General features: G+C 59.1%; 21 protein-coding genes and 1 pseudogene. 15 read left to right on the top strand and 7 right to left on the bottom strand.

The genetic code is table 11. The features are described 5' to 3' along the window. The first annotated feature begins 4 nt into the window (after window positions 1-4). The 5 genes from ACM6IN_RS20280 to ACM6IN_RS20300 all read left to right on the top strand — a co-directional run bounded on the left by ACM6IN_RS20280 (window position 5) and on the right by ACM6IN_RS20300 (window position 6596). Window positions 5-1129: a mannuronate-specific alginate lyase gene (locus tag ACM6IN_RS20280; protein ID WP_414916599.1), complete on the top strand. Its 1125-nt coding sequence runs from the start codon at window positions 5-7 to the stop codon at window positions 1127-1129. A 382-nt stretch (window positions 1130-1511) separates the two neighbouring features. Next, the gene (locus ACM6IN_RS20285) at window positions 1512-3077 is read left to right on the top strand and encodes an MBOAT family O-acyltransferase (protein WP_007914295.1); all 1566 of its coding nucleotides are present in this window, start codon (window positions 1512-1514) and stop codon (window positions 3075-3077) included. Window positions 3078-3087: 10 nt separating this feature from the next. After that, window positions 3088-4263 carry an alginate O-acetyltransferase gene (locus ACM6IN_RS20290; protein ID WP_007914293.1) on the top strand — a complete coding sequence of 392 codons (1176 nt, stop codon included), beginning with the start codon at window positions 3088-3090 and terminating at the stop codon, window positions 4261-4263. 14 nt (window positions 4264-4277) lie between these two features. After that, window positions 4278-4934, top strand: coding sequence for an alginate O-acetyltransferase AlgF (locus tag ACM6IN_RS20295; RefSeq protein ID WP_007914291.1), 657 nt, complete (start codon window positions 4278-4280; stop codon window positions 4932-4934). 210 nt (window positions 4935-5144) lie between these two features. Continuing rightward, complete coding sequence (locus ACM6IN_RS20300) at window positions 5145-6596, top strand: mannose-1-phosphate guanylyltransferase/mannose-6-phosphate isomerase (RefSeq protein WP_007914094.1); 1452 nt, start codon at window positions 5145-5147, stop codon at window positions 6594-6596. Window positions 6597-6672: 76 nt separating this feature from the next. Here the strand turns inward: ACM6IN_RS20300 and ACM6IN_RS20305 are convergent, their stop codons facing one another. After that, a complete protein-coding gene (locus ACM6IN_RS20305; protein ID WP_414916600.1) occupies window positions 6673-9504 on the bottom strand; it encodes an RHS repeat domain-containing protein in 2832 nt (943 codons plus the stop codon). A 182-nt stretch (window positions 9505-9686) separates the two neighbouring features. Between ACM6IN_RS20305 and ACM6IN_RS20310 the strand changes: the two genes are divergently transcribed. Further along, complete coding sequence (locus ACM6IN_RS20310; RefSeq protein WP_123451836.1) at window positions 9687-10151, top strand: multidrug transporter; 465 nt, start codon at window positions 9687-9689, stop codon at window positions 10149-10151. A gap of 36 nt (window positions 10152-10187) precedes the next feature. After that, a complete protein-coding gene (locus ACM6IN_RS20315) occupies window positions 10188-11012 on the top strand; it encodes an SDR family oxidoreductase (protein WP_414916601.1) in 825 nt (274 codons plus the stop codon). A gap of 108 nt (window positions 11013-11120) precedes the next feature. Here ACM6IN_RS20315 and ACM6IN_RS20320 read toward each other — a convergent pair whose 3' ends face one another. The 4 genes from ACM6IN_RS20320 to ACM6IN_RS20335 form a co-directional block, all read right to left on the bottom strand. Next, window positions 11121-11987, bottom strand: coding sequence for an HlyD family secretion protein (locus tag ACM6IN_RS20320; RefSeq protein ID WP_123375719.1), 867 nt, complete (start codon window positions 11985-11987; stop codon window positions 11121-11123). A gap of 10 nt (window positions 11988-11997) precedes the next feature. Next, on the bottom strand, window positions 11998-12198 hold the full coding sequence (locus tag ACM6IN_RS20325) for a DUF1656 domain-containing protein (protein ID WP_007914106.1): 201 nt from the start codon (window positions 12196-12198) through the stop codon (window positions 11998-12000). After that, window positions 12188-14380, bottom strand: a complete 2193-nt coding sequence (locus tag ACM6IN_RS20330) for an FUSC family protein (RefSeq protein ID WP_414916602.1) — start codon at window positions 14378-14380, stop codon at window positions 12188-12190. The genes ACM6IN_RS20325 and ACM6IN_RS20330 overlap by 11 nt, the downstream gene beginning before the upstream one ends. Window positions 14381-14520: 140 nt before the next feature. Next, window positions 14521-16020 carry an efflux transporter outer membrane subunit gene (locus tag ACM6IN_RS20335; RefSeq protein WP_414916603.1) on the bottom strand — a complete coding sequence of 500 codons (1500 nt, stop codon included), beginning with the start codon at window positions 16018-16020 and terminating at the stop codon, window positions 14521-14523. Window positions 16021-16296: 276 nt separating this feature from the next. On the opposite strand from ACM6IN_RS20335, the gene ACM6IN_RS20340 reads away from it, so the two are divergent. The 7 genes and pseudogenes from ACM6IN_RS20340 to ACM6IN_RS20370 all read left to right on the top strand — a co-directional run bounded on the left by ACM6IN_RS20340 (window position 16297) and on the right by ACM6IN_RS20370 (window position 22317). Further along, window positions 16297-17265 (top strand): LysR family transcriptional regulator, encoded by a 969-nt coding sequence (locus ACM6IN_RS20340; RefSeq protein WP_007914118.1) that lies wholly within the window; start codon window positions 16297-16299, stop codon window positions 17263-17265. A 395-nt stretch (window positions 17266-17660) separates the two neighbouring features. Continuing rightward, entirely contained in the window at window positions 17661-18035 is a 375-nt protein-coding gene (locus tag ACM6IN_RS20345) for a DUF6124 family protein (RefSeq protein WP_414916604.1), read from the top strand. Window positions 18036-18637: 602 nt separating this feature from the next. Next, window positions 18638-19012, top strand: a complete 375-nt coding sequence (locus tag ACM6IN_RS20350) for a DUF6124 family protein (protein WP_007914120.1) — start codon at window positions 18638-18640, stop codon at window positions 19010-19012. A 339-nt stretch (window positions 19013-19351) separates the two neighbouring features. Beyond that, complete coding sequence (locus ACM6IN_RS20355; RefSeq protein ID WP_414894698.1) at window positions 19352-19816, top strand: hypothetical protein; 465 nt, start codon at window positions 19352-19354, stop codon at window positions 19814-19816. Window positions 19817-19877: 61 nt separating this feature from the next. Continuing rightward, window positions 19878-20117: pseudogene (locus ACM6IN_RS20360) on the top strand (DUF6124 family protein); the annotation flags it as partial. Window positions 20118-20685: 568 nt separating this feature from the next. Continuing rightward, on the top strand, window positions 20686-21660 hold the full coding sequence (locus ACM6IN_RS20365; protein ID WP_414916605.1) for a 2-hydroxyacid dehydrogenase: 975 nt from the start codon (window positions 20686-20688) through the stop codon (window positions 21658-21660). A 147-nt stretch (window positions 21661-21807) separates the two neighbouring features. Further along, window positions 21808-22317, top strand: a complete 510-nt coding sequence (locus ACM6IN_RS20370; protein ID WP_122598000.1) for a DUF2165 family protein — start codon at window positions 21808-21810, stop codon at window positions 22315-22317. Between the two features lie 19 nt (window positions 22318-22336). Here the strand turns inward: ACM6IN_RS20370 and ACM6IN_RS20375 are convergent, their stop codons facing one another. After that, window positions 22337-23239 (bottom strand): DMT family transporter, encoded by a 903-nt coding sequence (locus tag ACM6IN_RS20375; RefSeq protein WP_414916606.1) that lies wholly within the window; start codon window positions 23237-23239, stop codon window positions 22337-22339. A gap of 138 nt (window positions 23240-23377) precedes the next feature. Between ACM6IN_RS20375 and ACM6IN_RS20380 the strand changes: the two genes are divergently transcribed. After that, the gene (locus ACM6IN_RS20380; RefSeq protein WP_414916607.1) at window positions 23378-24253 is read left to right on the top strand and encodes a helix-turn-helix domain-containing protein; all 876 of its coding nucleotides are present in this window, start codon (window positions 23378-23380) and stop codon (window positions 24251-24253) included. 215 nt (window positions 24254-24468) lie between these two features. Here the strand turns inward: ACM6IN_RS20380 and ACM6IN_RS20385 are convergent, their stop codons facing one another. Further along, window positions 24469-26898 carry a TonB-dependent siderophore receptor gene (locus ACM6IN_RS20385; RefSeq protein WP_414916608.1) on the bottom strand — a complete coding sequence of 810 codons (2430 nt, stop codon included), beginning with the start codon at window positions 26896-26898 and terminating at the stop codon, window positions 24469-24471. Window positions 26899-26981: the final 83 nt, after the last annotated feature.

Raw genomic sequence — 26981 nt, forward strand, 5'->3', positions numbered from 1 at the left:
TGCTATGCGAAACTCGAAACTGAAAACTCTTTTAGCGCCGACGCTGCTCGGGCTGGCGATCTTCGCCGGCAACGCGCAGGCCGCCGCACCACTGCGTCCACCTCAGGGCTATTTCGCGCCTGTGGATAAATTCAAGACCGGTGACAAAAGCGAAGGCTGCGATGCGATGCCGACGCCCTACACTGGGCCGCTGCAATTTCGCAGCAAATACGAAGGTTCGGACAAGGCCCGCGCGACACTGAACGTGCAGTCGGAAAAAGCCTTTCGCGACACCACCAAAGACATCACCACGCTGGAACGCGGCACCGCCAAACGGGTGATGCAGTTCATGCGCGACGGGCGTCCGGAGCAGCTCGAATGCACGCTGAACTGGCTGACCGCGTGGGCCAAGGCCGATGCGTTGATGTCGAAAGACTTCAACCACACCGGCAAGTCGATGCGCAAATGGGCGCTGGGCAGCATGGCCTCTTCGTACATTCGCCTGAAGTTCTCCGACTCGCATCCGCTGGCCCAGCATCAACAGGAAGCGCAGTTGATTGAGGCGTGGTTCAGCAAAATGGCTGATCAGGTGGTCAGCGATTGGGACAACCTGCCGCTGGAAAAAACCAACAACCATTCCTACTGGGCTGCATGGTCGGTGATGGCTACCTCGGTCGCGACCAACCGCCGCGATCTGTTTGACTGGGCGGTGAAGGAATACAAGGTTGGCGTCAATCAAGTCGATGCCGACGGCTTCCTGCCCAACGAACTCAAGCGCCAGCAACGCGCCCTCGCCTATCACAACTACGCCCTGCCGCCGCTGGCGATGATCGCCAGTTTTGCTCAGGTCAATGGTGTTGATTTGCGTCAGGAAAACAACGGCGCGCTGAAGCGTCTGGGTGATCGGGTGTTGTCTGGGGTGAAAGACCCGGATGAATTCGAGAAGAAGAACGGTAAAGAGCAGGACATGACCGACTTGAAAGAGGACATGAAATTCGCCTGGCTCGAACCGTTCTGCACGCTCTACACCTGTGCGCCGGATGTCATCGAGAAGAAGCATGGCATGCAACCGTTCAAGACTTTCCGCCTGGGTGGCGACCTGACCAAGGTCTACGACCCGTCGCATGAGAAGGGCAACAAAGGCTCATAAAGCAAAAGCCCCTCACCCTAACCCTCTCCCAAAGGGAGAGGGGACTGACCGAGGTGGCTGTGCGAGTTACACCGAAATGAAATACCGAGCCGATCTCAGGTGTTGAAAAACAATCGAGATCAGGCTGCACAGAAATACCGAGTCGATCTCAGGTGTTGAAAAACAATCGAGATCAGGCTGCAAAGAAATATCGAGTCGATCTCCTTTTCTGAAAACCATGGAGATCAGGCTCCCTCTCCCTCCGGGAGAGGGCGGGGGGTGAGGGCAAGTTTTCAAGGCCCTGCACAACCCTGACAGAAACACCGTTTCACCCCTCCACTACCACGGGGGGTTTGGGGGGGCTTTGGCCCTTGACTGTTGGTTCAAACATGGAGAGATCGGGATGGTATTTTCATCCAACGTGTTCCTGTTTCTGTTCTTGCCGATCTTTCTCGGCTTGTACTACTTGAGCGGGCAACGCTATCGCAACCTGCTGCTGCTGATCGCCAGCTACGTGTTCTACGCCTGGTGGCGTGTGGACTTCCTCGCGCTGTTCGCCGCCGTCACGCTGTGGAACTACTGGATCGGCCTCAAAGTCGGTGCCGCCGGCGTCAGAACCAAACCGGCGCAGCGCTGGCTGCTGCTCGGCGTAGCAGTCGACCTGTGCATCCTCGGCTACTTCAAGTACGCCAACTTCGGCGTCGACAGCATCAATGCGATGATGACTTCGGTCGGTCTTGAGCCGTTCATCCTCACCCACGTGCTGCTGCCGATCGGTATCTCGTTCTACATCTTCGAGTCGATCAGCTACATCATCGACGTGTATCGCGGCGATACCCCGGCCACGCGCAACCTGATCGACTTCGCCGCATTCGTAGCGATCTTCCCGCACCTGATTGCCGGCCCGGTCCTGCGTTTCCGCGACCTCGCCGACCAGTTCAACAACCGCACGCACACCCTCGATAAATTCTCCGAGGGCTGCACGCGGTTCATGCAGGGTTTCATCAAGAAGGTCTTCATTGCCGACACCCTCGCGGTGGTCGCCGACCATTGCTTCGCCCTGCAAAACCCGACCACGGGTGATGCCTGGCTCGGCGCGCTGGCGTACACCGCACAGCTGTATTTCGACTTTTCCGGTTACAGCGACATGGCCATCGGTCTGGGCTTGATGATGGGTTTCCGCTTCATGGAAAACTTCAAACAACCGTACATCAGCCAGTCGATCACCGAGTTCTGGCGCCGCTGGCACATCAGCCTGTCGACCTGGCTGCGTGACTATCTGTACATCACTCTCGGCGGTAACCGTAAAGGCACGCTGATGACTTACCGCAACCTGTTCCTGACCATGCTCCTCGGTGGCCTGTGGCACGGCGCGAACATCACTTACATCGTCTGGGGCGCCTGGCACGGCATGTGGCTGGCGATTGAAAAAGCGCTGGGCCTGAACACCTCGCCGCGCAGCCTCAACCCGATCCGCTGGGCGCTGACCTTCCTGCTCGTGGTCATGGGCTGGGTGATCTTCCGCGCCGAGAACCTGCACGTCGCCGGTCGTATGTACGGCGCGATGTTCAGCTTCGGTGAATGGTCGTTGTCGGAACTTAATCAGGCCAGCCTCACCGGTCTGCAAGTGGCGACTTTGGTTGTTGCGTACGTGACGCTGGCGTTCTTCGGTCTGCGCGATCTGTACACCAATCAGCCGCCAGCCAAGAGCAAACCGGAAGTCAACGTCGAGGCCAACGGCCCTGCCACCGCGACGCCGGGAATGATCAAAGCCGCACCCGGCGAAAACCCGGCAAGCATCCACGAGCCTGGCTACACCGTCGGCGTCGAAGCCCAGGTACAACCGGCCTACTGGAGCGCGGACTGGTCGCGTTACGTGATGCGCGGCCTGATCCTGCTGCTGTTCATCGCCTCGATTCTCAAACTTTCGGCGCAAAGCTTCTCGCCGTTCCTTTACTTCCAGTTCTGAGGGATCTGACATGACCCGCTCATTACGCATCTTCTACATCGCCCTGTTCCTGGTGACCCTGTTGGTCTTGGGTCTGTGGTCGGTACGCAGCTTCTTCGGCTTCAGCACCAACGCCGATGCGACGGTGCTTAACGGCCGCTGGACCAAGGCTGTGGAAACCCATTACGACGAAGAATTCCCGATCAAGCGTCTGGGCACCAACCTCTGGGCCGCGCTGGATTTCAAACTGTTCAACGAAGGTCGTCCGGGCGTGGTGCTCGGTCGCGATCAGTGGTTGTACAGCGATGAGGAATTCAACCCGATCGTCAACGAAGAGCTGAACCTGCAAGGCAACTACGCGCTGGTCGAAGGCGTGCGCCAGACCCTGAAAGAGAAAGGCGTGAAACTGGTGATGGCGATCGTGCCGGCCAAGGTTCGTCTGTACCCGGAGCACCTGGGTGAAGTGAAGCCGGCGAGCATTCACGAAAACCTCTATGAGGATTTCCACCACCGCGTCGCGGCGGACAAGATCCTCGCCCCTGACCTGCTCAAGCCATTGCAACAGGCCAAGCAGAACGGTCAGCAAGTGTTCCTGCGCACCGACACGCACTGGACGCCGGAAGGCGCCGAGATTGCCGCGAACACCCTGGCAAAAACCATCGCTGACAAGTTCCCGCTCAGCGGCGAGCCGCAGCGCTTTGTTACCACGCCAGCGGAGAAGGTCACGCACAAGGGCGACCTGCGCTTGTTCCTGCCGCTCGATCCGCTGTTTGAAAACCTGATGCCGGCGCAAGAGCCGCTGCAAAAGCGCAACACCGTCGCGGCTGGCGATCAGCCTGCCGGTGACGACGCGCTGTTCGCCAGCAATGAAGTGCCGGTGGCACTGGTCGGCACCAGCTACAGCGCCAACCCTAACTGGAACTTCGTCGGTGCACTGAAACAAGCGCTGCACAGCGACGTGGTGAGCTACGCCGAAGACGGCCACGGCCCGATTCTGCCGATGCTCAGCTACCTGAAAAGCGATGACTTCAAGAACAGCCCGCCGCAGGTGCTGATCTGGGAGTTTCCTGAACGTTATCTGCCTGTGAACAACGAAATCGGCGACGCCGACCCGCAGTGGGTCGCAGAGCTTAAACAAGCCGGCGCGCGCCAACAAAACGTAGCAATCAACACTAAATCCGAGACGCCCGATCGGGCGCAAAACTGAAAGAGAGGTACACCATGACTTTCACTACTACTCCTCGTCGTCTCGCTAAAAGCTTCGCACTGGTTGCTGGCCTCAGCGTGCTTTCCGTCCCAGCCTTTGCCGGTGGCGACGCCGCCCTGTACGGCCCGACCGCACCGAAAGGCTCGACCTTCGTGCGTGTCTACAACGCCAGCAACGCTGAAGTCAGCGCGACTGTCGGCAGCACCAACCTGAGCGACGTTGCGCCACTGGCCAGCAGCGACTTCAGCTTCATGCCGGGCGGTGATTACAGCGCAAAGGTCGGCAGCCAGACCCTGCCGGTGAAACTCGCTGGTGACCACTACTACACCCTGGTCAACAACGCTTCCGGCGCGCCGCAACTGATCGAAGAGCCGCCGTTCAAGAACAAGCAGAAATCCCTGGTGCGCGTGCAGAACCTCAGCGACAAGCCGCTGACCCTGAAGACCGCCGACGGCAAGACCGACGTGGTGCCGAACGTGGCCGCCAAGGGCCGTGGCGAACGTGAAATCAACCCGGTAAAAGTCAGCCTGGCGCTGTACGAAGGTGACAAGAAAGTCGGCGACGTGAAGCCGGTCGCCCTTGAGCGCGGCGAAGCTGCGGTGCTGTACGTCACCGGCAGCGGCAGCAGCCTGTCGCCAGTATGGGTGAAACGCCCGGTATCGACCCGCTAACGAATTTTCCGAACTGACCCGGCTCCCTGTGGGAGCTGGCTTGCCAGCGATGCAGACACCTCTGTTCTGCAGATACACCGAGGTGATGCCATCGCTGGCAAGCCAGGCTCCCACAGGGACCGAGGTGAGAGTTCGGACACGAGACAAAAACAAGAGTGAAACGACACAGCGTTCGTGCCTCTAACCAATCGATTTTATGGAGTAAACAATATGATTCCGGTGATCTTGTCAGGTGGTAGCGGTTCGCGTCTCTGGCCGCTTTCGCGTAAGCAGTTCCCTAAACAGTTCCTCGCCCTGACCGGCGAACACACTCTATTCCAGCAGACCCTCGAGCGTCTGGTGTTCGAAGGCATGGACACCCCGATCGTGGTCTGCAACAAGGATCACCGCTTCATCGTCAACGAGCAGTTGGCCAACCGTAAGCTGGAATGCCAGCGCATCCTCATGGAACCGTTCGGCCGCAACACCGCGCCGGCCGTGGCGCTGACCGCGATGATGCTGGTCAATGAAGGTCGTGACGAGTTGATGCTGGTGCTGCCGGCCGACCACGTGCTGGAAGATCAGAAAGCCCTGCAACGCGCCCTCGCCCTCGCCACCGTTGCTGCCGAAAACGGCGAAATGGTCCTGTTCGGCGTGCCGGCAACCAAACCGGAAACCGGTTACGGCTACATCAAATCCACCGGCGACTCGCTGCTGCCCGAAGGCGTCAGCCGCGTTTCGCATTTCGTTGAAAAACCTGACGTCAAACGTGCCACCGAGTACGTCGAGTCCGGCGGTTACTACTGGAACAGCGGCATGTTCCTGTTCCGCGCCAGCCGCTTCCTCGAAGAACTGAAAAAACACGATCCGGACATCTACGACACCTGCCTGCTGACCCTCGAGCGCAGCCAGCAGGACGCCGACACCATCACCTTCGACGAAGCCACCTTCGCCTGCTGCCCGGACAACTCCATTGACTACTCCGTCATGGAAAAAACCCAGCGCGCCTGCGTGGTGCCGCTGACCGCAGGCTGGAGCGATGTTGGTTGCTGGTCGTCGCTGTGGGAAGTCAACGAGAAGGACGCCAACGGCAACGTCACCAAAGGCGATGTGGTGATTCAGGACAGCAAGAACTGCATGATCCACGGCAACGGCAAACTGGTGTCGGTGATCGGTCTGGAAAACATTGTCGTGGTCGAAACCAAAGACGCCATGATGATCGCCCACAAAGACAAGGTTCAGGGCGTCAAGCAGATGGTCAACACGCTCAACGAGCAGGGCCGCAGCGAAACCCAGAACCACTGCGAAGTCTATCGTCCGTGGGGCTCGTACGACTCGGTGGACATGGGCGGGCGTTTCCAGGTCAAGCACATCTCGGTGAAACCGGGCGCGTGCCTGTCGCTGCAGATGCACCACCACCGCGCCGAGCACTGGATCGTGGTCAGCGGCACCGCCGAAGTGACCTGCGATGAAAACGTGTTCCTGCTCTGCGAAAACCAGTCGACCTACATCCCGATCGCCTCGGTGCATCGTCTGCGCAACCCGGGCAAGATCCCGCTGGAAATCATCGAAGTACAATCGGGTTCGTACTTGGGTGAAGACGATATCGAACGCTTCGAAGATATCTACGGCCGCTCCACCCCGATCGAACGCGGCGTGTCGGTGAAAACCATCGCGCAGTAACTGATCGATAAAACAAGAAGCCCCCGTCCAGCCCGCTGCGTCCCCTATCCGCAGCGGGTTGGGCGGGGGCTTTTTTTCAGCCGAGCGAATGTTGTCGGATCAGTTTTGGCCGGGAACTTCCTCCCAGCGATTGCTGCCTCCCGGCGTATGGCGTCGGTGCAATAAATCCAATGAAGTCCTGAGTCCGTTCCAGCGTTTGAACAGTGTTCGATGTTTGCATTGAAAGCCCTGCAACCGTTTCGAAAAGCTCAGGATCTGAACTGCCGGCAGTCGCCAACTCGTTCAAGATGGCTGACATCCTGAACGTTGCCATGTCGATGTCTACCGGAATATGTTCGTAAGCTTCACTTAACGCCTCGGCATTCAAACCTCGCGAAGCATGGGCGAACTCCCGTACCGTCTGGACCAGACCCGGAGCCTCCGGTCCCAGTTTGTCGGCGATTATCTCGATTACTTTGTCCTCCGCCTTGGTGCCAGCCATTTTCACCAGACGTGATCGACCGTCGGCAGTGCGCGGATCATGGGCGGCCAACTCCAGTTTTACCTTGGCGAGACTGGGTTTCGTTTTTGGCGCCACGCTTTCAACGAACGCCTTCGGATTCATCTCGCTGCCCTTGAAGTTGATAGGACGGTTCAACTGAAAGGTGTCCACGACCTTTTCGATGACGACGTTCGCCAGCGCGGTGCCGGCCTTCTCACCCACCTGCCCCCCGAGTGCACCCACTACCGGCCCCAATGTTCCCCCCAACGCTGTGCCTGCCGCGCCCCCCAAAGCCTTAGCTCCAGTTCTGACCAGACTGCTGCTCAGTTGCGTCGTCACCCGCCTGACCAGCGCCTGAAAGCGGTGCCGCGCCTGCGTGTGATTGAGTAACGAATTTCTGACATCCGCAGCAGCCGAAGTCATCGAATCCAGCAATGCCTTCTGCTCTTGTGCACTGTCAGCCAACTCTGACGTATCGGTCTTTTTACCGCCGTCGCTGTCGGCATGCCGCATCGGTGAGTTACCGACCATCTGGTACAGATTCGGCCCGTCGATAAAACCTTTCGGGTCAGGGTTGAGCCAGCGCTGCAACCACGGCATGTAATAACGAAAACCATAGTAGTACAGACCCGTGGCATCACGCTCCTTGCCCGAATAACGCACGGTTTTGTAACTGATGTCGCTTTCCTCACTCCACGCGGTCGCCCCGAATGGATAGAAATGCTCGCGGCTGATCAGTTGCGCATCTGCCGCCAGTTCCAGACTGATCGATCCCAGATGATCATTGAAACTGTAGCGATACTGATCGTTAACGCCTGCTGGCGGCGGACTCTCCCAGTGCAGAACACGAACACTGTTCAGGGCGGTCTGCACCGTGATGACTTGCAGCACCTCGCCGGTGCCGGCATCCGTGCGCAATTCCAGTTCAGGGAGGTAGCGTACCTGCGTAACGACAGCACGAACCCTGGTCTGCAGCGACCGAATCTTGCGTACACGCTGACCAGCGCCGTCGTAGAGATAGACTTCGTGATCATCCGCAGCGCAATCGCGTTGCACCGCCACGAACGCATCCAGTTGATTGCGCAGATTCCACTGCAACTGCCGGCCTTGATCCAGCAGCAGCAAGTTACCGCGAGCGTCGAACGCTGCGGCGATCTCTGCCTCGTCGGGGGGCACGCCATTGCGCCAGGGCAGGCAGCGATTGCTGTAGCGGGCAGCCTGCAGATCATGACCTGGACTCTGTGCACCGACGTGGGTCAGCTTGAGCAGATTGCCGCCAGCGTCATAACCATAGGTTTGCAAATAGTTGGCGATCGCTGTCGGGCCGCCATCGCCCGGCCCTGCCTCCCATCCGCGGGCCTCACACAATTGGTAGAGGCTGTCGTAGGTGAAGCGGCTGATCGGTTCGATACGCTGGTTGGCGAAGTAGCGCACGGGCAACGCCTTGTCTTCGATGCTCAGCACATTGCCTGTCCGGTCGTATTGGTACAGCAGATGCTGCAAGACCACACCCTGACCGGTTTCGGCGTGACGCGTCATCAGACGCCCATCCTCTTCACGGTAGGTCAGCGTTGTCAGCACGCCATTGCCTGCCAGTTCCTGCGTGACCAGCCCTTCTGCGTTGTAGTGAATATCGCTGACCACCGCCCGCCACTCAGTCTGATGGCTCAACTGCAGATGGCGGGCGCGCAAGCCTCCATCGAGGGTCAACTCACTGACATGCCGGTTACCCTTCGCATCGATCTGCTCGAGCACCGCCCCGAGGGGCCCGAAACGCCAATGGGTCATTGCGCCCTCACCGGGTTCGAGCAAACGCTGGCGCTCATCGATTGGCTCAGGCCAATCCGGGGAGACGGGTTCAAGGGTGAAATGCCGGGTACTTTCAACGTTCTCCCCGGTGATCGCGAAGACCTCGAACAGCACGCTTCCCGCCGGGTCTTCGTGACGAATCAGTTGGCCAAGCTGATTACGCGCCTGATCGGCATCACCCGGCTGACCATATCCAAAACGCTCGGCGCAACGGCGTGGTTGCAGCTCACCAGCTTCGAACACCGCCGTCGGCCGCAGTAACAGGTCATGCTCAATGTCCCGGCGGGTGCCTCGGCTGTCCCAATCCGTCAATGTCTCTGAGCCCGGACCGAACAGACTGAGCTGCATCCCGGCGTCGACGCTGTTCGAGCGCAGAATCTGCCCGTTCAACAAGTAAACGGTGCTCAGGTTGGCCGGCGCTAGCGGATCATCGCTTTGCAGCGCCCACAATCGCGGGTCCCACTGCGTCACCGCGCGACCCGCCGCATCGTGGGCCGTGCGATGGATGCGCGGTTCAGGTGCTTGATTAACGTCGCAACGCCAGTAATCGACCCTGCGAACGGCCAGCCCGCGTGGGTCGTTCACTGCCAGCACCGGTGTTTTGCTGAACATGTCCATGTAGCTCACCCCGCTCGATAACTGCGTCCTCTGCGCCTGCAATGATCTGAGCAGACGCCTGGCGATGCGCCTACTGTCAGAAATTACAGTTCCGACCAACGGTTAAATCCCGTGCGCAACAAATGTCCATTGCGCCGAGCCTTCGGTAGGATGGTGCGCACAAACTCACGGAGCGTTCCCACATGTTCATCGGCATTCTGCTGGTCATTACCTGGCTGATCCTCCTGCTGCGCTACCCGGCCAAAGCCTTGCCGGTTTCCGTGGCGGCGGCGATTGGCCTGGGTTTCGTGGCCATGTGGGTGGTGTGGCTGGACAACCGCGAGATCAAGCAACTGGCGCGCCTTGAGATGCGTATCGCTTACGCTCCCGAACAATGCCCGGCCGATCGTCCGTTGCAGCTGAAAATGAAAAATGGCAACGACGTTCCCTTGACCGAACTGCGCTGGCGCATCGCCGCTTATGCACCGGGTGACACGGTCAATCTGGCCGACAACCAATACACCGCGCCGCGCTATCGTGGTCCCGGTGAACTGCAGGCCGGTGGCGACTGGGAAGACTGCCTGCCGATGCCGCCGCTGCGTCCCGGTTATCGCCCGCAAACCCTGGAGTTTCGCGCCGAGCGATTGCAGGGTAGTTTCTCCGACTGATCCCCTTTCTCACACTTGCTGCACAAGGAATGCGCCATGCCCGTTGCGTTGATTACCGGTTGTTCCAGCGGCATCGGCCGCGCCCTCGCCGATGCGTTCAAAGCCGCTGGTTTCGAAGTCTGGGCCAGTGCGCGCAAGGCTGAAGATGTCGCTTTGCTGGCATCAGCCGGGTTCAGCGCCGTGCAACTCGACGTCAACGACAATGCGGCGCTGGAGCAACTCGGCGAGCGGATCAACCAGCAACACGGCGGCCTTGATGTGCTGATCAACAACGCCGGGTACGGCGCCATGGGGCCGCTGCTCGATGGCGGTGTCGCGGCCATGCAGCGCCAGTTCGAGACCAATGTGTTTTCGATTGTCGGCGTTACGCGCGCACTGTTTCCAGTGCTGCGCCGGGCCAAGGGATTGGTGGTGAACATCGGCAGTGTTTCCGGCGTATTGGTCACACCGTTTGCCGGTGCCTATTGCGCATCGAAGGCGGCAGTACATGCGTTGAGCGATGCCTTGCGCATGGAGCTGGCACCGTTCGGTATTCGCGTGATGGAAGTGCAGCCGGGGGCGATTCAATCGAGTTTTGCCAAAAACGCCGGGCATGAAGCCGAGCAATTGATCAATGAACAATCGCCGTGGTTTCCGCTACGTGAGGGTATTCGCGCGCGGGCCAAGGCGTCGCAGGACAAGCCGACGCCGGCCATTGAATTTGCGGCTGTGCTGCTGAAAGCCGTGCAACAGAACAAACCGCCAAGATTGATCCGTATTGGCAATGGCAGCCGGGCGTTGCCGTTGTTGGCGGCGTTGCTGCCCAAGGGTTTACTGGAGCCGACGTTAATGAAGCGCTTCGGTTTGCGCGGCAAACTCTGAGACCGGGTCGACGCCATCGCGAGCAGGCTCACTCCTACAGGGGATCTTCGGTGTAACGCAGATCCAGTGTAGGAGTGAGCCTGCTCGCGATGCAGACGCCTCAGTCCATCAGTTATCCACAGCGCTCTGCTTCACCACAACCGTGCACGTAATCCCCGCCGCCAACAGAACACCCTCCGGTACTTCATCAATGTGAATCCGCACCGGCACCCGCTGCGCCAACCGCACCCAGTTGAACGTCGGGTTCACATCGGCGATCAGTTCGCGGCTTTCCGGGTTGTCGCGGTCATAGATGCCACGAGAAATGCTTTCCACGTGGCCCTTCAAGACTTCGCCGCTCATCAACTGCATGTCGGCCTTGTCACCGACTTTCACGTGGGGCAGTTTGGTCTCTTCGAAGAAGCCGTAAACCCAGAACGAGTTCATGTCGACCACGGCCATTTTCGCCTCGCCGATGCGCGCGTAGTCACCGCGATGCACGTTGAGGTTGGTCACGTAACCGTCGACCGCCGCGCGCACTTCGGTGCGTTTGAGGTTGAGTTCGGCAGCTTCCAGTTGCGCCTGCGCGTGTTGGTAATCGGCGAGCGCGGCATCGGCGATGTTGCTGGCGTCGTCACGGTTTTCCTTGGAGATCACCAGGTTGTCCAGATCGGCGCGGCGATGGGCGTTGACCTTGCGCATCTCCCACGTCGACTTGCGCGAGGCGACCAGCGACTGCGCCTGTTTCACCGCGATGCGGTAGTGCTCCGGGTCGATCTGCATCAACAGATCACCCTTCTTCACCAGTTGGTTGTCGCGCACCGGCACGTCGACCACTTCACCGGTGACGTCGGCGGCGACGTTGATGATGTCGGCACGCACGCGACCGTCACGGGTCCACGGCGTGTTCATGTAGTGCTCCCACAACGTGCGGCCGATCCACAACGCCAGGGCCAGCACCAGCAGGGTCGCGAGCAGGCTGAAAAACTTTTTCATCAGAACGTTCTCAACGGTAGACAGTCAGCGCCATGGCGCCGAACAGACAGGTAAACAGACTCAGACGCAGCAGCGCCGGGTGCCAGAAAAAACGGTACAGATCGAACCCGGACAGGAACCGGTCCACCGCCCAGGCCAGCGCCGCAGCGATGAAAAACATCAGGGTCATGGTCGGCATGTACACGCCGTGGAAGGCGATTTCACGAGGCATGGGCAAGTCCTTCGGGCTTGGCGATGGCGTAGGCAGCAAGCGGTGATTGCGGGTCGAGCAGCGAGGTACGGATGAAGTGCAGATAGCTCTTCACCCGCCGCAATGCCGAGGTATCGAAGTGTGGGGCGAACGGCTCATCGGTGGCTGCGACGCGGCTGATTGCGTGGTCAACCGCGACCAATGCGCGCTCAAGATTGCTGGAGTTTGGTTGCAGAAACAGTCGCACCAGCGCGCGGCCCATCACGCGGATCGCCTGGCGCCACGGCTGCGACTCGGCATAGGCCGGGTGCACCGGCAGGATCGCCTGTTCCTTGCGCAACTCGATGATCGCGTGGCCGACTTCCAGTACCACGAACATCCAGCGCAGCAGGTTCTTCTGCACTTTCGGCTGACCGGCCGCGAGGCCGTAAGCCTGATGCAACAGATCACGTGTGCGGCTCTCGAAACTCGAGGCCAGACCTTTCAGTTTGCCGCTGATCGCGTAGACCACTTGCCCGCGCAGATCCTGTTCCAGGCGCTTCCACAACCAGCGGCTGTTCGGCGGCAGAATGATCGCCCCGGCGGCAGCACAGACCAACATGCCCATGACCATGGCGATGTAGTCGTTGATAAAGGTGTAAGGGTTGTAGATGGTCAGGTTGTCCGGCACCGAACCGGTGCTGAAGAAGATCAGCAAACCGAGGCCGACGCCGGCGTATTGCGGCCGCGAGGTGAGGAACGAGCCGAGCACGATCACCGGCGCGAGCATCACGCACAGCAGCGGGAAACCATCGATCCACGGGAAGATGAAAAACATCTCGACGAAGCCGATCAGGGCACCGAGGAAGGTTCCGCACGCCATCTGGAACGCCATGCGTTTCGGGTTCGGCGTAGCAGCCGAGAGGCCCACGGTGGCGGCAGCGATCAGCGTCATCGTCGCGCCGCTTGGCCAAGCGGTGGCGACCCAGTAACTGCCCAGCACGATGAGAATGAACGAGGCGCGAATGCCCGACGCAGCGGCGGCCCACCAGTTGGTTTGCGGGGTGAACGGCTCGTCCCAACGCTCACGTTCGTGGCGGTGATCGGCCAATGACGCATGGGTCTGTGCATAACTGTGCAAGTCGTCGACGAAGCGATAAAGCAGTTCGTAAGCGGTGTGGAAATCCAGTTGTTCGGCTTCGCTCCGCTCGGTGTCCTGAAAGATCGCGCGCAGGCTGCGCACGCGGGCCGGCAGGCCTTCCTTATAGCTCGCCAATGCAGTCGCCAAACGGCCGGCATCGGGGCTGGTCAGGGCGCGGCCACTGAAGCCGTCGAGCACTTCGGCGAGATCCTGCAGGCCCGGTTTGATCGCGGCGACAACGTGTTCTTCACCATTGCCGCGCAAGCGCTCGAGCAATTGATGCAGGGCATTGAACCGCGTGGTGATGCCCATGAATTCGCTGTTCAACCGACTTAGTCGACCGTTACGCCGACGCATGTGCGGGTCTTCAAACACGGTGACACTGCGCAGCCCTTCCAGCCCCACGGCTTCAGCAATGAAGCGCACATTGCTCGCCTCGAAAGACTCGGCCTTGCTGCGTCCGCGCAGGCCATCGGTAACGAACAGCGCGAACACGCCGAATCGCTGGTACAAGGCATTGCGCATGGCGGCGCTGGCGGTTTGCGGCAGGATCGCGGCGCTGATCAGAGTCGAACAGAGAATCCCCAACGAGATCTCCAGCACCCGCCACACCGCCGCCATGAACGCTCCGTCCGGGTGCGCCAGCGCCGGCAGCCCGACCATCGCTGCGGTGTAACCGGCGAGGACAAAACCGTAAGCGCGGAAGTTGCGGCAACGCGCAGCGCCGGCCGAGCAGATACCGACCCAGATCGCCAACGAGCCAAGAAACAGCTCGGTGTTCTGCGCGAACAACGCGATCAGCGTGACCATCATCGCCGACCCGGCCAGTGTGCCGAGGAAGCGATAGAAACTCTTGGCAAACACCTGGCCGCTCTGCGGCTGCATGACGATGAACACGGTGATCATCGCCGTGCGCGGTTGCGGCAATTCCAGACGCATGGCCAGCCACAGCGTGAGGAATGCGGCGATCAACACCTTGAAGATGTAGACCCAGGTCACGCCATCGCTGCGCGCCCAGTCGAAAAAACCACGGCGCCATTCCAGGGAGTAGAGCCAGCGCAGTGGTGCGGGCAAGGGGGTCATTTAATTGTGCTCAAGAATTCAGGCAAGACGCGATCCCTGTAGGAGTGAGCCTGCTCGCGATGGCGATTTTACATCCAACATTTCTGTTGACTGATACACCGCTATCGCGAGCAGGCTCACTCCTACAATTTGATGTGTGTTCAATGCAGGAGAACCGGGGTTTTCGGCGCTTGGGTTTTCTCGGCAGTCGGCACGTCGTTGCCAGCCCCGAGGCCACCACCCAGCGCAGTCACCAACTCGGCATGCGCAGTCAACCGTGCCGCCTGCACCTGCTGCTGCACCTGCTGCTGTTTGAACAGCAACGTCTGCGCATTGAGCACGTTGAGGTAATCGGTGAGGCCGCGCTGATAAGCAATCATCGCGATGTCGTAAGTCTTCTGCGCCGTGGCAACGGATTCGGCGGCGAAGCCTTGCTGCTTGTCCATCGACTCGCGGCGGATCAATTGGTCAGAGATGTTCTTCAGCGCATTCACCAGCGTCTGGTTGTAATGCGCCACGGCGATGTCGTAACCAGCGGAGGCTTCACCGAGTTCGGCACGCAGTCGGCCACCGTCGAAGATCGGCAAAGAGATCGCCGGGCCGACGTTGTAGTTGAGTTTCTTGCCGGTCAAAAACTCCAGCGCGCCACCGCCGGTCGCCATGTAGCCGAGGCTGCCGACCAGATCGACGTTGGGGTAAAACCCGGCATGCGCCACATCAATTCCACGCGCCTGCGCCGCCACTTGCCAGCGACTGGCGACCACGTCCGGCCGCTGACCGAGCAATTCGGCGGGCAGAGCCGACGGTAGTTTCAACGCAGCAGCGAGCGACAGCGTCGGACGCTGCAACTGCGCGCCCTCGCCTGGCCCTTTACCCGCCAGAGCGGCAAGCTGATTGCGACTGAGGGCAATCTCCTCATCCAGCGCATCGATTTGCCGATGGGTTTCCGGCAACGGCGTTTCGGCCTGACTGACTTCGAAATGTGTGCCGATCCCACCATTCAGACGTTTTTGCGCCAGATCGAGAATCTGCTGTTGCTGCTTAAGCGTCGCCGCAACGATGTCGCGCTGGGCGTAATGCAGCGACAGTTCGATGTAGGCGCGAACGATGTTGTTCTGCAATTCAAGCTGCGCCAACCGCGCCTCGGCCGCGCTCATATGCGCAAGATCCACCGCTCGCTCGCTGCTATTGCTTTCGCGACCCCAAAGGTCGAGGGCGTAGCTGAAACCCAATGCGGCGTTGTTGTCCCAGGTGGTGGTGTTGGCCAACTCGCCGGGGCCGTAGAACTGATCGGTCGGCCAGTTGTGGCGTTTGAGGGTCGACTCGCCATTGATTTGCAATGACTCGGCGGATTCGGCGACACCGGCCAAGGCTTTGGCCTGACGCACCCGCGCAGCGGCCATGGCCATGCTCGGGCTGCCCTGCACGGCGAGGTCGATCCAGCGATTGAGTTGCGGGTCGCCGTAGGCTTGCCACCATTGCGCGGTGGGCCAGTTGGCGTCACGGGCGGCGTGAGCAATGGCATCGTCGGTGGCCAGCGAGTTGGCCTCCATTGCCATGCCTTGTGGAGCAATTCCGTCCGTTGAGATGCAGCCGCCAAGACCCAGGGTAAAAGCCAGAACACTGAGCGGCAAAAGCGCTCTGTTGATGCGACGCGGCACAGCTGCGAATTCCTGAGAAGGGGGTAGATCGAGGACCCATGTAGGAGCTGCCGCAGGCTGCGATCTTTTGATCTTGATTCCCTTAAAACAAAACCAAAAGATCGCAGCCTGCGGCAGCTCCTACAGGGATCGGCGCAATTCTATGGAACGCCCTGTACGGCGATAAGCTGGGATTTCTGTGAATCTTTGTTACGGTTAACGAGATAATCCTTAAGTCTGGGGTCTCAGCCCCCGAAACTTCGTGTCACAATTTGCCATCTCCCTTGAGAGCACCCCATGGACACTTTGCAAAACATGCGCGCCTTCAGTTGTGTCGCCGAAGCCGGCAGCTTCACTGCCGCCGCCGTGCAACTCGACACCACCACCGCCAACGTCTCGCGCGCGGTCTCCAACCTGGAAGCCCACCTGCAAACCCGCTTGCTCAACCGCACCACGCGGCGCATCGCCCTGACCGAAGCGGGCAAACGCTACCTGCTGCGCTGCGAGCAGATCCTCGCCTACGTCGAAGAGGCCGAAGCCGAAGCCAGCGACGCCCACGCCCGCCCGGCCGGGCAACTGAAAGTGCACACCATGACCGGCATCGGCCAGCACTTTGTCATCGACGCCATCGCCCGCTACCGCAAAACCCACCCGGACGTCACCTTCGACCTGACCCTGGCCAATCGCGTGCCGGACCTGCTCGACGAGGGCTACGACGTGTCCATCGTGCTCGCCAGCGAACTGCCGGATTCGGGTTTTGTCTCGCAACGGCTGGGCATCACCTACAGCATCGTCTGCGCTTCGCCGGCCTACGTGAAAGCCAACGGCGCCGCGCAAAAACCCAGCGACCTGCTCAACCACGCTTGCCTGCGCCTGGTCAGCCCGGTGATTCCTTTGGAGAAGTGGGCCTTCGACGGTCCGGAAGGCCAGGAAATGGTCACCATCAACAGCTCGCCATTTTTGGTGAACTCCGCCGACGCGATGAAAACCGCGATCACCAGCGGCATGGGGGTGGGCGTGCTGCCGGTGTATGCGGCGATCGAAGGTTTGCGCAACGGCACGCTGGTGCGGGTCATGCCGAACTATCGCTCGCAAGAACTGAACCTGTATGCGATCTACCCTTCGCGGCAATATCTGGATGCGAAGATCAAGACGTGGGTTGAGTATTTGCGTGGGTCGTTGCCAGAGATTCTCGCCGCCCACCAGGCCGAATTGGCCGCTTACGAATTAAGCGGCAGCCTCGCCGGCGCGCGCGTCGCCAACTGATTTTCAACACACCACGAAACCTGTAGGAGCTGCCGCAGGCTGCGATCTTTTGATCTTGCTGTTTAATCGCAGCCTACGGCCGAGCCTACAGAAACGGCAATTTCGCGGATCTTTCCGACAGGTTTTGACGGTTGTCCGTCGGAAGTGCGCTGGCTAGGATTTGGGTGTCGCTGACGCATCAGCGACCGGGTCTGGAAAACCCGCAGGATCACAGCACATGACATAATGCCGCGTTTTTTCGGCGCCGAAGTTTTGTTATGGCGGCTGTACGTGGGAGACCTTCGGGTCTGCCGGGTTTGATCCTTTGCCGGTTTTTTCCAGTCCGCGTACAGCTGCCACCCCTTTCGCCTGGAAAACGAAACATGGCAGCTCCATCTCTTTAAAAGGATATTGCCATGATCAAACACAGTCCCAATCCGCCTGTAGCGGAAGACACCACCCCCTACGAATTCCCCGGCTCGAAGAAATTCCACGAAGCCGCCGAGCGCGCCCTCGACCACTACCTAAAACCCAACGCACTCACCCTGCGCTTCCACAAACCCAGCACCATGTTCCAGGTCGCCCCCGAACAGGACAGCGAAAGCCTGCTGGTCCACGCCTGCGAATCACTGGCACAAGCCAGCCTGATGACCAGCGACATCGCCGCCTACATCGACCTGCCGCAACGACGGACGATTCTGGCGATTCAGCAGATCATCATGCTCGCCGAACTGGCGGTGAACCGCGTGCTGGATAATCACGAAATCCCCCAATCCCCGGCACACAACTAAAAGCCCCTCACCCTAGCCCTCTCCCAAAGGGAGAGGGGACTGACCGAGGTGTTTGGACGAGTTACGCCGACGTGAAATACCGAGTCCAACTCAGGTTCTGAAAGGCCCAAAAATCGGCTCCCTCTCCTAGGGGAGAGGGCTGGGGTGAGGGGTAAATTCACCGTAAAACAAAAGCCGAGCGCGTGTCTTCCCCTTTCACCTTCGACTGCTGCCATGACCAAACCTTAAACGGAAAACCATCTTCGCGCAGATCAGTCACAGCCTGCGGTCGCCGGACTTCCCGTTTAAAAATCAAGCAATCCACGCCTACAACAACTCCTACGAAAACCAGGATTTCGCGGATCTTTCCGACAGGTTTTGCAGGTTGTCCGTCGGAAGTGCGGTGGCTAGGATTTGGGTGTCGCTGACGAATCAGCGACCGGACTTGGTCGTCCGGGTTTAGAATGGCGCACTTTTCAGCTTGCCTAATGGCGAACTGTGCGAGGGAGGGCTTTGGCCCTGCCGGGTTTCCATTCCCTGGTCGACCAACCCGCGTACAGTTCGCCACCCTACTGCTTGGTCGCAGTACGTGACGAACTCCACATCCCGAATGGAGTTTCACAATGTTCAAACCAACGCCTAATCCACCTGAAACCGACGACACCACCCCCTACGAATTCCCCGGTTCGAAGAAATTCCACGAAGCCGCCGACCGCGCCCTCGACCACTACCTCAAACCCAACGCACTCACCCTGCGCTTCCACAAACCCAGCACCATGTTCCAAGTCGCCCCGGAACAGGACAGCGAAAGCCTGCTGGTCCACGCCTGCGAATCACTGGCCCAGGCCAGCCTGATGACCAGCGACATCGCCGCCTACATCGACCTGCCGCAACGGCGCACGATTCTGGCGATTCAGCAGATCATCATGCTCGCCGAACTGGCGGTGAACCGCGTGCTGGATAACCACGAAATCCCCCAATCCCCGGCACACAACTAAAAGCCCCTCACCCTAGCCCTCTCCCAAAGGGAGAGGGGACTGACCGAGGTGTTTGGGCGAGTTACACCGACGTGAAATACCCAGTCGAATTCAAACTCTGAAAGGCTCGGAAATCGGCTCCCTCTCCCTTGAATGATGCCGGATGACGGCCTGACACAATTAAGCATTGTCCAATGGCCGCAAACCTGAAGTGGGCAATCAAGTTCCACAAATCATCTTCCGATTAATTTTTAATAGCCAATCGATATAGGAGACCTGTCAGATCTGACAGTGCCCATTTTATCGCTTTAGCCGAACAATGGATGTCGTCACACCAACCTAACCTTGAAGGAGCAAGACATGTCCATTAAAGATCTGGAACTCGACAAACTTAAGAAATCAGGTGAAGGCACTGTAATTGCCAAACTAAACAAAGACTATATCACCGACAAGTTCGAAGGAAAACCCGACCATTTTATTACCGATAACAAGATAGTCGCGCTAAAAGCAACTTACCAAAAATCCTCTACCACCTCATTCACTATCAACCTCACTTTTGACGCAAATATTAAGCTTGGGAGGAATGAATTCAGCACGGAGCACTTTCCCTCTCCGTTCAGATTTTCATATACGTCAGGCTCACATACAAAAGGCTATACAAGCGCTAAAAATGCAGGGTTCATTGTTGTAGAAGAGTTCAACATTGCCAAAGGCATTTTCAAGGCAGCCTTCAACTTCAGTTTTGTAGATTTCGACACAAATGAGCTGCATCAAGTTCATGATGGTCAGATTGATGTCAAAGGTCTTGAAACTATCGAGGTGTAAAGGTAGATCGCAAAGTCTGACCCAAGTGCAGACACAAGCAGGTATCAGCCAATGTTGATACCGCTTCCCCAAAGCCACCGTGTTTCAGATCTCCCCCGAACAGTACAGCGAAAGCCTGCTGGTCCACGCCTGCGAATCACTGGCACAAGCCAGCCTGATGACCAGCGACATCGCCGCCTACATCGACCTGCCGCAACGACGGACGATCCTGGCGATTCAGCAGATCATCATGCTCGCCGAACTGGCGGTGAATCGCGTGCTGGATAACCACGAAATCCCGAAATCCCCGGCACACAACTAAGAGCCCCTCACCCTAACCCTCTCCCAAAGGGAGAGGGGACTGACCGAGGTGTTTGGGCGAGTTACATCGACGTGAAATACCGAGTCGAACTCAAATTTTGAAATGCCCACAAATCCAAAGCCGACCACGCCCCGCTCTTCACCACTCAATAGGCCGAGTGTCAGCTCGCCTGCTCTTGATCTTGATCTTGATCCACGGGCGACGTCGGAAGGCTGAGTGGAGGGATTGATCCGGGCGTGCGAGCGCAGCGACCGTTTGGCGAAGCCAAACACAGCGAGAGGAGGTGCAGCGAAGCAAACCGTAGGCGCTGCGCCCGGATCGATCCCGGAGCGAAGGAACCCCGAGCCCCAGCGAGCGGGCCGCACGTAGGAGCAAGCCTTTTCGGTTACCTTTTCGGCGTTTGGAAAAGGTGACCCGCCGTCAGGGCGGAACCCTAAGCCGCCGTTACCGCAGCAACGGATATTCACCAAGCACACCCACAACATGGTCGGCCCAGAGGCCGCCAAGACAACCCCGAGCCAGAAATGTTAGCGTGCTTGGTATCAAGCCCGAACAAGAGCCAACAACGATGAAAAAGACTGTCCTGGCCTTCAGCCGCATCACCCCACCCATGATCGAACACCTGCAACAGGAGTTCGACGTCATCGTCCCAAATCCAAAGAACGGCGACATCAACGCCCAATTCAACGAAGCCCTGCCCCACGCCCACGGCCTCATCGGCGTCGGCCGCAAACTCGGCCGCGCACAACTGGAAAACGCCGCAAAACTCGAAGTGGTCTCCAGCGTCTCCGTCGGCTACGACAACTACGACCTCGACTACTTCAACCAACGCGGGATCATGCTCACCAACACCCCCGACGTGCTCACCGAAAGCACCGCCGACCTCGCCTTCGCCCTGATCATGAGCAGCGCCCGCCGCGTCGCCGAACTCGACGCCTGGACCAAGGCCGGCCAGTGGCAAGCCAGCGTCGGCGCCCCACTGTTCGGCTGTGACGTCCACGGTAAAACCCTCGGCATTGTCGGCATGGGCAACATCGGCGCCGCCGTCGCCCGCCGTGGCCGCTTCGGTTTCAACATGCCGATTATCTACAGCGGCAACAGCCGCAAGACCGAACTGGAACAGGAACTCGGCGCGCAATTTCGCAGCCTCGATCAACTGCTCGCCGAAGCCGATTTCGTCTGCCTGGTGGTGCCGCTCAGCGACAAGACCCGCCACCTGATCAGCCATCGCGAACTGGCGCTGATGAAACCCGACGCCATCCTGGTGAACATCTCACGTGGCCCGGTCGTCGATGAACCGGCGTTGATCGAAGCCCTGCAAAACAAGCGCATTCGTGGCGCCGGCCTCGACGTCTACGAAAAAGAACCGCTGGCCGAATCACCGCTGTTCCAATTGAGTAACGCCGTGACCCTGCCGCACATCGGCTCGGCGACGAATGAAACCCGCGAAGCCATGGCCAATCGTGCGCTGGCCAATCTGCGTAGTGCCCTGCTCGGCGAACGCCCGCAGGATCTGGTCAACCCGCAAGTCTGGCGCGGATAAAAAAACACGGGCAAGTGCGTTATCGCACTTGCCCGTTAGTTACGCGTTACACAACTTGAAATTGAACAAAAAAGCCAATCAAACAACAGCATTATAAGCTCTGCCTGCCTGTCGAATAATCGACAAACGCTATGGAGAGCCAATACCTTGAACACCCTGACAACCGACAAACTCATTCGTTACAGCAAAGTCATATTAATGGCTTACATCAGCTTCTTTGGCGTGCTGGTGATGATCCACAACTTTACCGACTACAATTCAAACTACACCTACGTGGCGCATATCCTGAGTATGGACACCACCACGGCCAGTGAAACCATCAAGTACCGAGCCATTGAATCACCGATGATCCATCACCGGATCTACTGGTTCATCATCACGCTGGAAGTCACGTATACCGTGCTGTGCCTGATAGGCACGTATCAGCTATATCGCCACATAAATGCGTCCGCAGAAGTATTCCACGAGGCAAAAAAGTTCTCGATCATGGGCATACTGGCGGCAATCTTCATTTATTACGTCTGTTTGCAAACCGTGGGAGTGGAATGGTTCGACATGGACACTTCGCAATCATGGAATGCCAAGGACTGGGCGCGACATATCGTTGATTTCATCTTCCCGGTAATGATTTACATCACCTTGAAAGTCGAGCGCTGAAGTTCAGCGCTCGTTTATTTCAAGCCAACTTTCCCTGTACCGGCGCCACCACCGCTTTCGGTTTACGAAACACCAATACGTTGCCCAGCATCACTAACACCAGTCCGACCAGCGCTGGCACTGTCCACTGATAACCCTCAGCAAATGCCGAGACGTTCAGCGCCACAACCGGGAACAGCACGGTGCAGTAAGCCGCGCGCTCCGGGCCCATGCGTCCGACCAGCGTCAGATACGCAGTGAAACCGATCACTGAGCCCGGGATGACCAGATACAGCAGCGCACCGACGTAACGCGGGCTCCAATCCATGTCGAACGGAATGCCCTTGACCAGGCACCACACCGACAGCATCGCCGCGCCATAGGCCATGCCCCAGGCGTTGGTGGTCAGCGGCTTGAGACCTGCTTTCTGCTGCAGACTCGAGAGCATGTTGCCCGCCGAGAAACACAAGGTGCCGCACAACGCCAGGCCCAGACCGAGCAAGGTTTGCGGGCTGGCCTGATGCCCGGCCAGTTCCGGCCAGAACAACATGCCCAACCCGAACAGCCCCAGCGCACCGCCCATCAGCACATTGCGCGCGATACGTTGACCGAAGAACACTCGTGCATTCAGCGCGTTCCACAGTGTTGCGGTAGAAAACACCACCGCGACCAGACCGCTGGGAATCCACTGACTGGCGGTCAGGAAGCACATGAAGTTGACGCAGAACAGACACAAGCCCTGAGCCACGCAGATCAGATGCCCGCGACGGTTCATCGGTTGCAGGCGACGGCTGAGCAGCAACAGCGCAAACAGCACCAGCGCGGCGAGGCCGAAGCGATAGACGATCGATACGGGAATCGCCACCACGCCCAGTTGCCATTTCAGGGCAATCCAGGTGGTGCCCCAGATCAGCACGGTCAACAAATACAACGACAGGTTCATGGCGACACTCCTCGATAGGCCTTGAGTGTCTGCCCGAGCCCGGTTTGCGCGCTTGCAGAATCTTGCGCTTTTGTCGGGTGGCAGGCTGGCAGCTCGGCGTCTACGGAGTAGGATGCAAGGCGTTGAAGAGAACCGCTCATGGCCGCCATCGATACCCTGCAAGTCTTTCAAGCGCTAAACAGCTCGCCGAACGCACGTCTTGTGCACAGCGCCGAGCTCGGTGACGGCTTGTCTGCCGCTTTGTGGACCAACCACCACGATGCGCAGAATTATGAAGCGCCAAGCCATCACACCCTGTCCTGCTACATCGCCGGAGGTACCGGCACCTTCCGTCGCGATCAACCCGGGCAGAAAGGCGGGCCGGACAAGCTGTGCATCCTCCCGGCCGATCATGAATCGGGCTGGGTGATCAACGGCGATATCCGTCTCGCGCATCTGTATTTCAGCGCCGAACAATTTGCCCTCGGTTGCGTCACGTTGCTCGATCGCGAACCACGTGAGATGCAATTGCGCGAGCAGACGTTTCTCGAAGATCCACAACAGGCGCAGCGCTTCCGGCAGCTGCTGACGCTGAATTGGGACGAACCTGCCGAACGCTTGCTGACCAGCAGCCTCGCCCATGAATTGATCAACCATACCTTGCTCAGTCAGGTTGGCGCGCGTCAGGGTCTGCGTTTGAAGGGCGGATTGGCGCCGCACCAGCGTCGGCAACTGGTGGATTTTATCGACACTCAGTTGGCCGAGCCGATCAGCCTCGGACAATTGGCCGGGTTGTGTGCCCTGTCGGAATACCACTTTGCGCGGATGTTTCGCACGAGTTTCGGCCTGCCGCCGCACCAATACGTGCTGGCGCGACGCTTGAGCCGGGCGCGGGAGTTGTTGCGCGGGACGGCGTTGCCGTTGGGTGAGATTGCACTGGCGTGCGGGTTTGCCAGTGCCAGTCATTTCACTAATCGGTTCAAGCAGGTTTTGGGCGGGACGCCGGGGGAGTATCGGCAGGCGTTTTTGCGTTGAGCCCTTTTCCCCTCACCCCAGCCCTCCCGAAACGTCGGACCGCCCAGAGGGAGAGGGGGCCGATTGGGGGATGCTCGAGCTTTACACCGACCTGAAAGTGCTCTTCTGAATCCATAATCGAATCGATATCTCAAGTCGATGTATCGCGCAAGACACCTCGGTCAGTCCCCTCTCCCTCGGGGAGAGGGTTAGGGTGAGGGGCTTTTGATCTTGCCTTAAAACTCCAAAGTGCTAGACAGCGAAACCTGCCGCGCATCCCCCATCGACACAAAGAACCGGCTCGCCGCCGAGGTGTAATACGTGCGATCAAACAGGTTCTTCACATTCAGCTGAAACTTGACCTTCTGCCCCTCAACCCTGGTGTCGTACGTGGCAAACGCATCGGCCACGGTATAACTCGGCAGATCAAAATCATTCACCGCGTTACCCGCACGTTCCCCGACATAACGCGCCCCGGCACCGACGCGCAATTGATCGCCACCGATCACGCTGCCGAAGTCATACACCGCCGACAACGAACCGGAGTTCTTCGCCACGTTTTGCAGGCGCTTGCCTTTGTAATCCGGGTCTTCGGTCACTTCGGCATCGGTGTAGGCGTAGCTGCCGATCATGCTCCAATGGTCACTTAGCTGACCGGTCAGGTCCATTTCCAGACCGCGCGAACGCACCTCGCCGGCGGCGCTGTAAATCGTGGTCGGGCCTTCGGAATTGGCCACCAGCACGTTGCGCTTCTTGATGTCGAACAACGCGATGTTACCGGTCACCCGCCCCGGCATGTCCAGGCGCGCGCCCAGTTCCCAAGACTTGGCTTCTTCCGGCGCGATACTGCCGTCGAGCACGGTGCTGCTGCCGCTCAGCGGGGCGATGGTCGAGTTGGGTTTGAACGATTCGGTGTAGCTGCCGTAGAACGACAAGGCGTCGGTGTAGCGATACACCAGACCTGCGCGCGGGACGAACTTCTGGCCGTTGCTGTCGGTGTTGGCCTTGAACGGCACGCCTTTGCCGGCGTACTGGTCGTATTCCTGAAAGCGTCCGCCAGCGACCAGAATCCACTGATCGTTGAGGTGAATCGAGTCCTGCATGAACACCGAATCACTGCGCAGTTCATCGGTCTGCGCGCTGTCGGGGGCGCTGACGGTCGTGCCGGCGACTTCGCGGCCGTACACCGGATTGACGTAGCTGAAGGTGGTCAGGCTTTTCTGCCGGATCAAGTCCTCGCGGTAGATCTTGCGGTACTCGTCATCAACGCCGAACACCAGATCATGCTGCATGCCCAGCACTTTGACTTTGCCTTCAAGACTGGCGGTGGTGAAACGGTCAGTGCTGATCGCGTTCTGTGTGCCGTCCATGCTGCGGGTCAGCGTGCCCTTGTTGGTGTCGATGGCCGTCACGCGGACTTGGCTGGCGTCGTAGGTTTCGCGGTTCCAGCTGTAGCCGAAGTGCGCTTTCCAGTCGTCGTTGAGCTCGTGATCAGCTTCAAAGTGATACAGGTCCGAGCGGCCTTCCATGTTGTTGAACGGCTCGTCCAGACGCTCCTTGCGCGAGATATCCAGCGGGTGATTGGTGCGTGGATCGATCAGCGTGCCACGGTCGAACGGCGTGAGAAATTCGCGGTGCTCGTAGGCGAACAACAGCTTGGTGCTCTCGCCGAACCAGGCCAGCGACGGAGCGATCAGGGTTTCACGGTGGGTGCCGAAGTTGCGCCAGTAGTCTTCGTCTTCGTGATCGAGCACCATGCGGTAGGCCAGCCCGGAATCACCCAGCGGGCCGGTGCTGTCGAAGGTGCCGCCGCTGCCGTTCTTGCCGTCGCCGTAAGTCGAACCGCGCAAGGTCAGGGCGTTGTATTGCGTCAGTTCAGGCTTCTTGCTGACCAGGTTGACCACGCCGCCGGGGTCTTGAATGCCGTACAGCAACGAGGCCGGGCCTTTGAGCACTTCGACGCGATCCACCGTGGCGTTCATGCCACGCCCCTGCACGATCGGCATGCCGTCGCGCATGATCGAGCCGTTACGGTTGTCACCGAAACCGCGGGTCATCACCGAATCCTGCGTGCTGCCCAAGGTGTTGCCCTGGGTGATGCCGCTGACATTGGCCAGCGCGTCATCCAGATTGCGCGGCGCCTGATCGCGGATGACTTGCGCCGGGATGACGTTGACGGTCTGCGGGATTTCCTGCAACGACGCCGAAGAGCGCATCACCGAACTGGTTTCCGGCGGCTGATAACTCATCGACTCGTCGCGCATCGAAGTGATGGTCGTCGCGCCGAGGTTCAACGCGCCTTCGGTGGGTTTGGGCTCCAGCGCCAGCGTGTGGCTATCGGTGCGGCGGAAGCTGAGGCCGGAGCCACTGAGCAGGCGTTGCAGCGCCTGTTCGGCACTCATCTGGCCATTGACCGCCGGCGCCGTGAGGCCGTATGGCGCTTCGTCGGTGTAGACCACGCTCTGCCCGGTGACGCGGCTGAAGTCGCTCAGGGCTTGCGGCAGCGGTTTGGCGACCAGGGAAAAACTGAACTGTTTTTGCGCCTGGCTGCTGACGGTTTCGGCGGCCAGAGACACGCTCAGCGGCAACAGTGCCAGCGCCGAAAAACTCAATGCCGAAACACCCAACCACTGTTTGACCGAACCGGATTTTGCCCTGGACTTCATTGCTCAATGACCTGTGTAGAACCGCAACGGATGCGAATGACTCGCAGTTTCAGTCACTACACGGATGAGGCTCGGGTTTACCT

The sequence above is a fragment of the Pseudomonas sp. IT-P395 genome, assembly GCF_949767675.1.
Classification (GTDB): Bacteria; Pseudomonadota; Gammaproteobacteria; order Pseudomonadales; family Pseudomonadaceae; genus Aquipseudomonas.

Coding starts and splice junctions, on each gene's coding strand:
- ACM6IN_RS20310 (WP_123451836.1), top strand. CDS start 9,687: ATGTTCATCGGCATTCTGCTGGTCATTACCTGGCTGATCCTCCTGCTG.
- ACM6IN_RS20325 (WP_007914106.1), bottom strand. CDS start 12,198: ATGCCTCGTGAAATCGCCTTCCACGGCGTGTACATGCCGACCATGACC.
- ACM6IN_RS20345 (WP_414916604.1), top strand. CDS start 17,661: ATGATCAAACACAGTCCCAATCCGCCTGTAGCGGAAGACACCACCCCC.
- ACM6IN_RS20280 (WP_414916599.1), top strand. CDS start 5: ATGCGAAACTCGAAACTGAAAACTCTTTTAGCGCCGACGCTGCTCGGG.
- ACM6IN_RS20340 (WP_007914118.1), top strand. CDS start 16,297: ATGGACACTTTGCAAAACATGCGCGCCTTCAGTTGTGTCGCCGAAGCC.
- ACM6IN_RS20300 (WP_007914094.1), top strand. CDS start 5,145: ATGATTCCGGTGATCTTGTCAGGTGGTAGCGGTTCGCGTCTCTGGCCG.
- ACM6IN_RS20375 (WP_414916606.1), bottom strand. CDS start 23,239: ATGAACCTGTCGTTGTATTTGTTGACCGTGCTGATCTGGGGCACCACC.
- ACM6IN_RS20315 (WP_414916601.1), top strand. CDS start 10,188: ATGCCCGTTGCGTTGATTACCGGTTGTTCCAGCGGCATCGGCCGCGCC.
- ACM6IN_RS20285 (WP_007914295.1), top strand. CDS start 1,512: ATGGTATTTTCATCCAACGTGTTCCTGTTTCTGTTCTTGCCGATCTTT.
- ACM6IN_RS20295 (WP_007914291.1), top strand. CDS start 4,278: ATGACTTTCACTACTACTCCTCGTCGTCTCGCTAAAAGCTTCGCACTG.
- ACM6IN_RS20350 (WP_007914120.1), top strand. CDS start 18,638: ATGTTCAAACCAACGCCTAATCCACCTGAAACCGACGACACCACCCCC.
- ACM6IN_RS20355 (WP_414894698.1), top strand. CDS start 19,352: ATGTCCATTAAAGATCTGGAACTCGACAAACTTAAGAAATCAGGTGAA.
- ACM6IN_RS20305 (WP_414916600.1), bottom strand. CDS start 9,504: ATGGACATGTTCAGCAAAACACCGGTGCTGGCAGTGAACGACCCACGC.
- ACM6IN_RS20290 (WP_007914293.1), top strand. CDS start 3,088: ATGACCCGCTCATTACGCATCTTCTACATCGCCCTGTTCCTGGTGACC.
- ACM6IN_RS20365 (WP_414916605.1), top strand. CDS start 20,686: ATGAAAAAGACTGTCCTGGCCTTCAGCCGCATCACCCCACCCATGATC.
- ACM6IN_RS20330 (WP_414916602.1), bottom strand. CDS start 14,380: ATGACCCCCTTGCCCGCACCACTGCGCTGGCTCTACTCCCTGGAATGG.
- ACM6IN_RS20320 (WP_123375719.1), bottom strand. CDS start 11,987: ATGAAAAAGTTTTTCAGCCTGCTCGCGACCCTGCTGGTGCTGGCCCTG.
- ACM6IN_RS20380 (WP_414916607.1), top strand. CDS start 23,378: ATGGCCGCCATCGATACCCTGCAAGTCTTTCAAGCGCTAAACAGCTCG.
- ACM6IN_RS20385 (WP_414916608.1), bottom strand. CDS start 26,898: ATGAAGTCCAGGGCAAAATCCGGTTCGGTCAAACAGTGGTTGGGTGTT.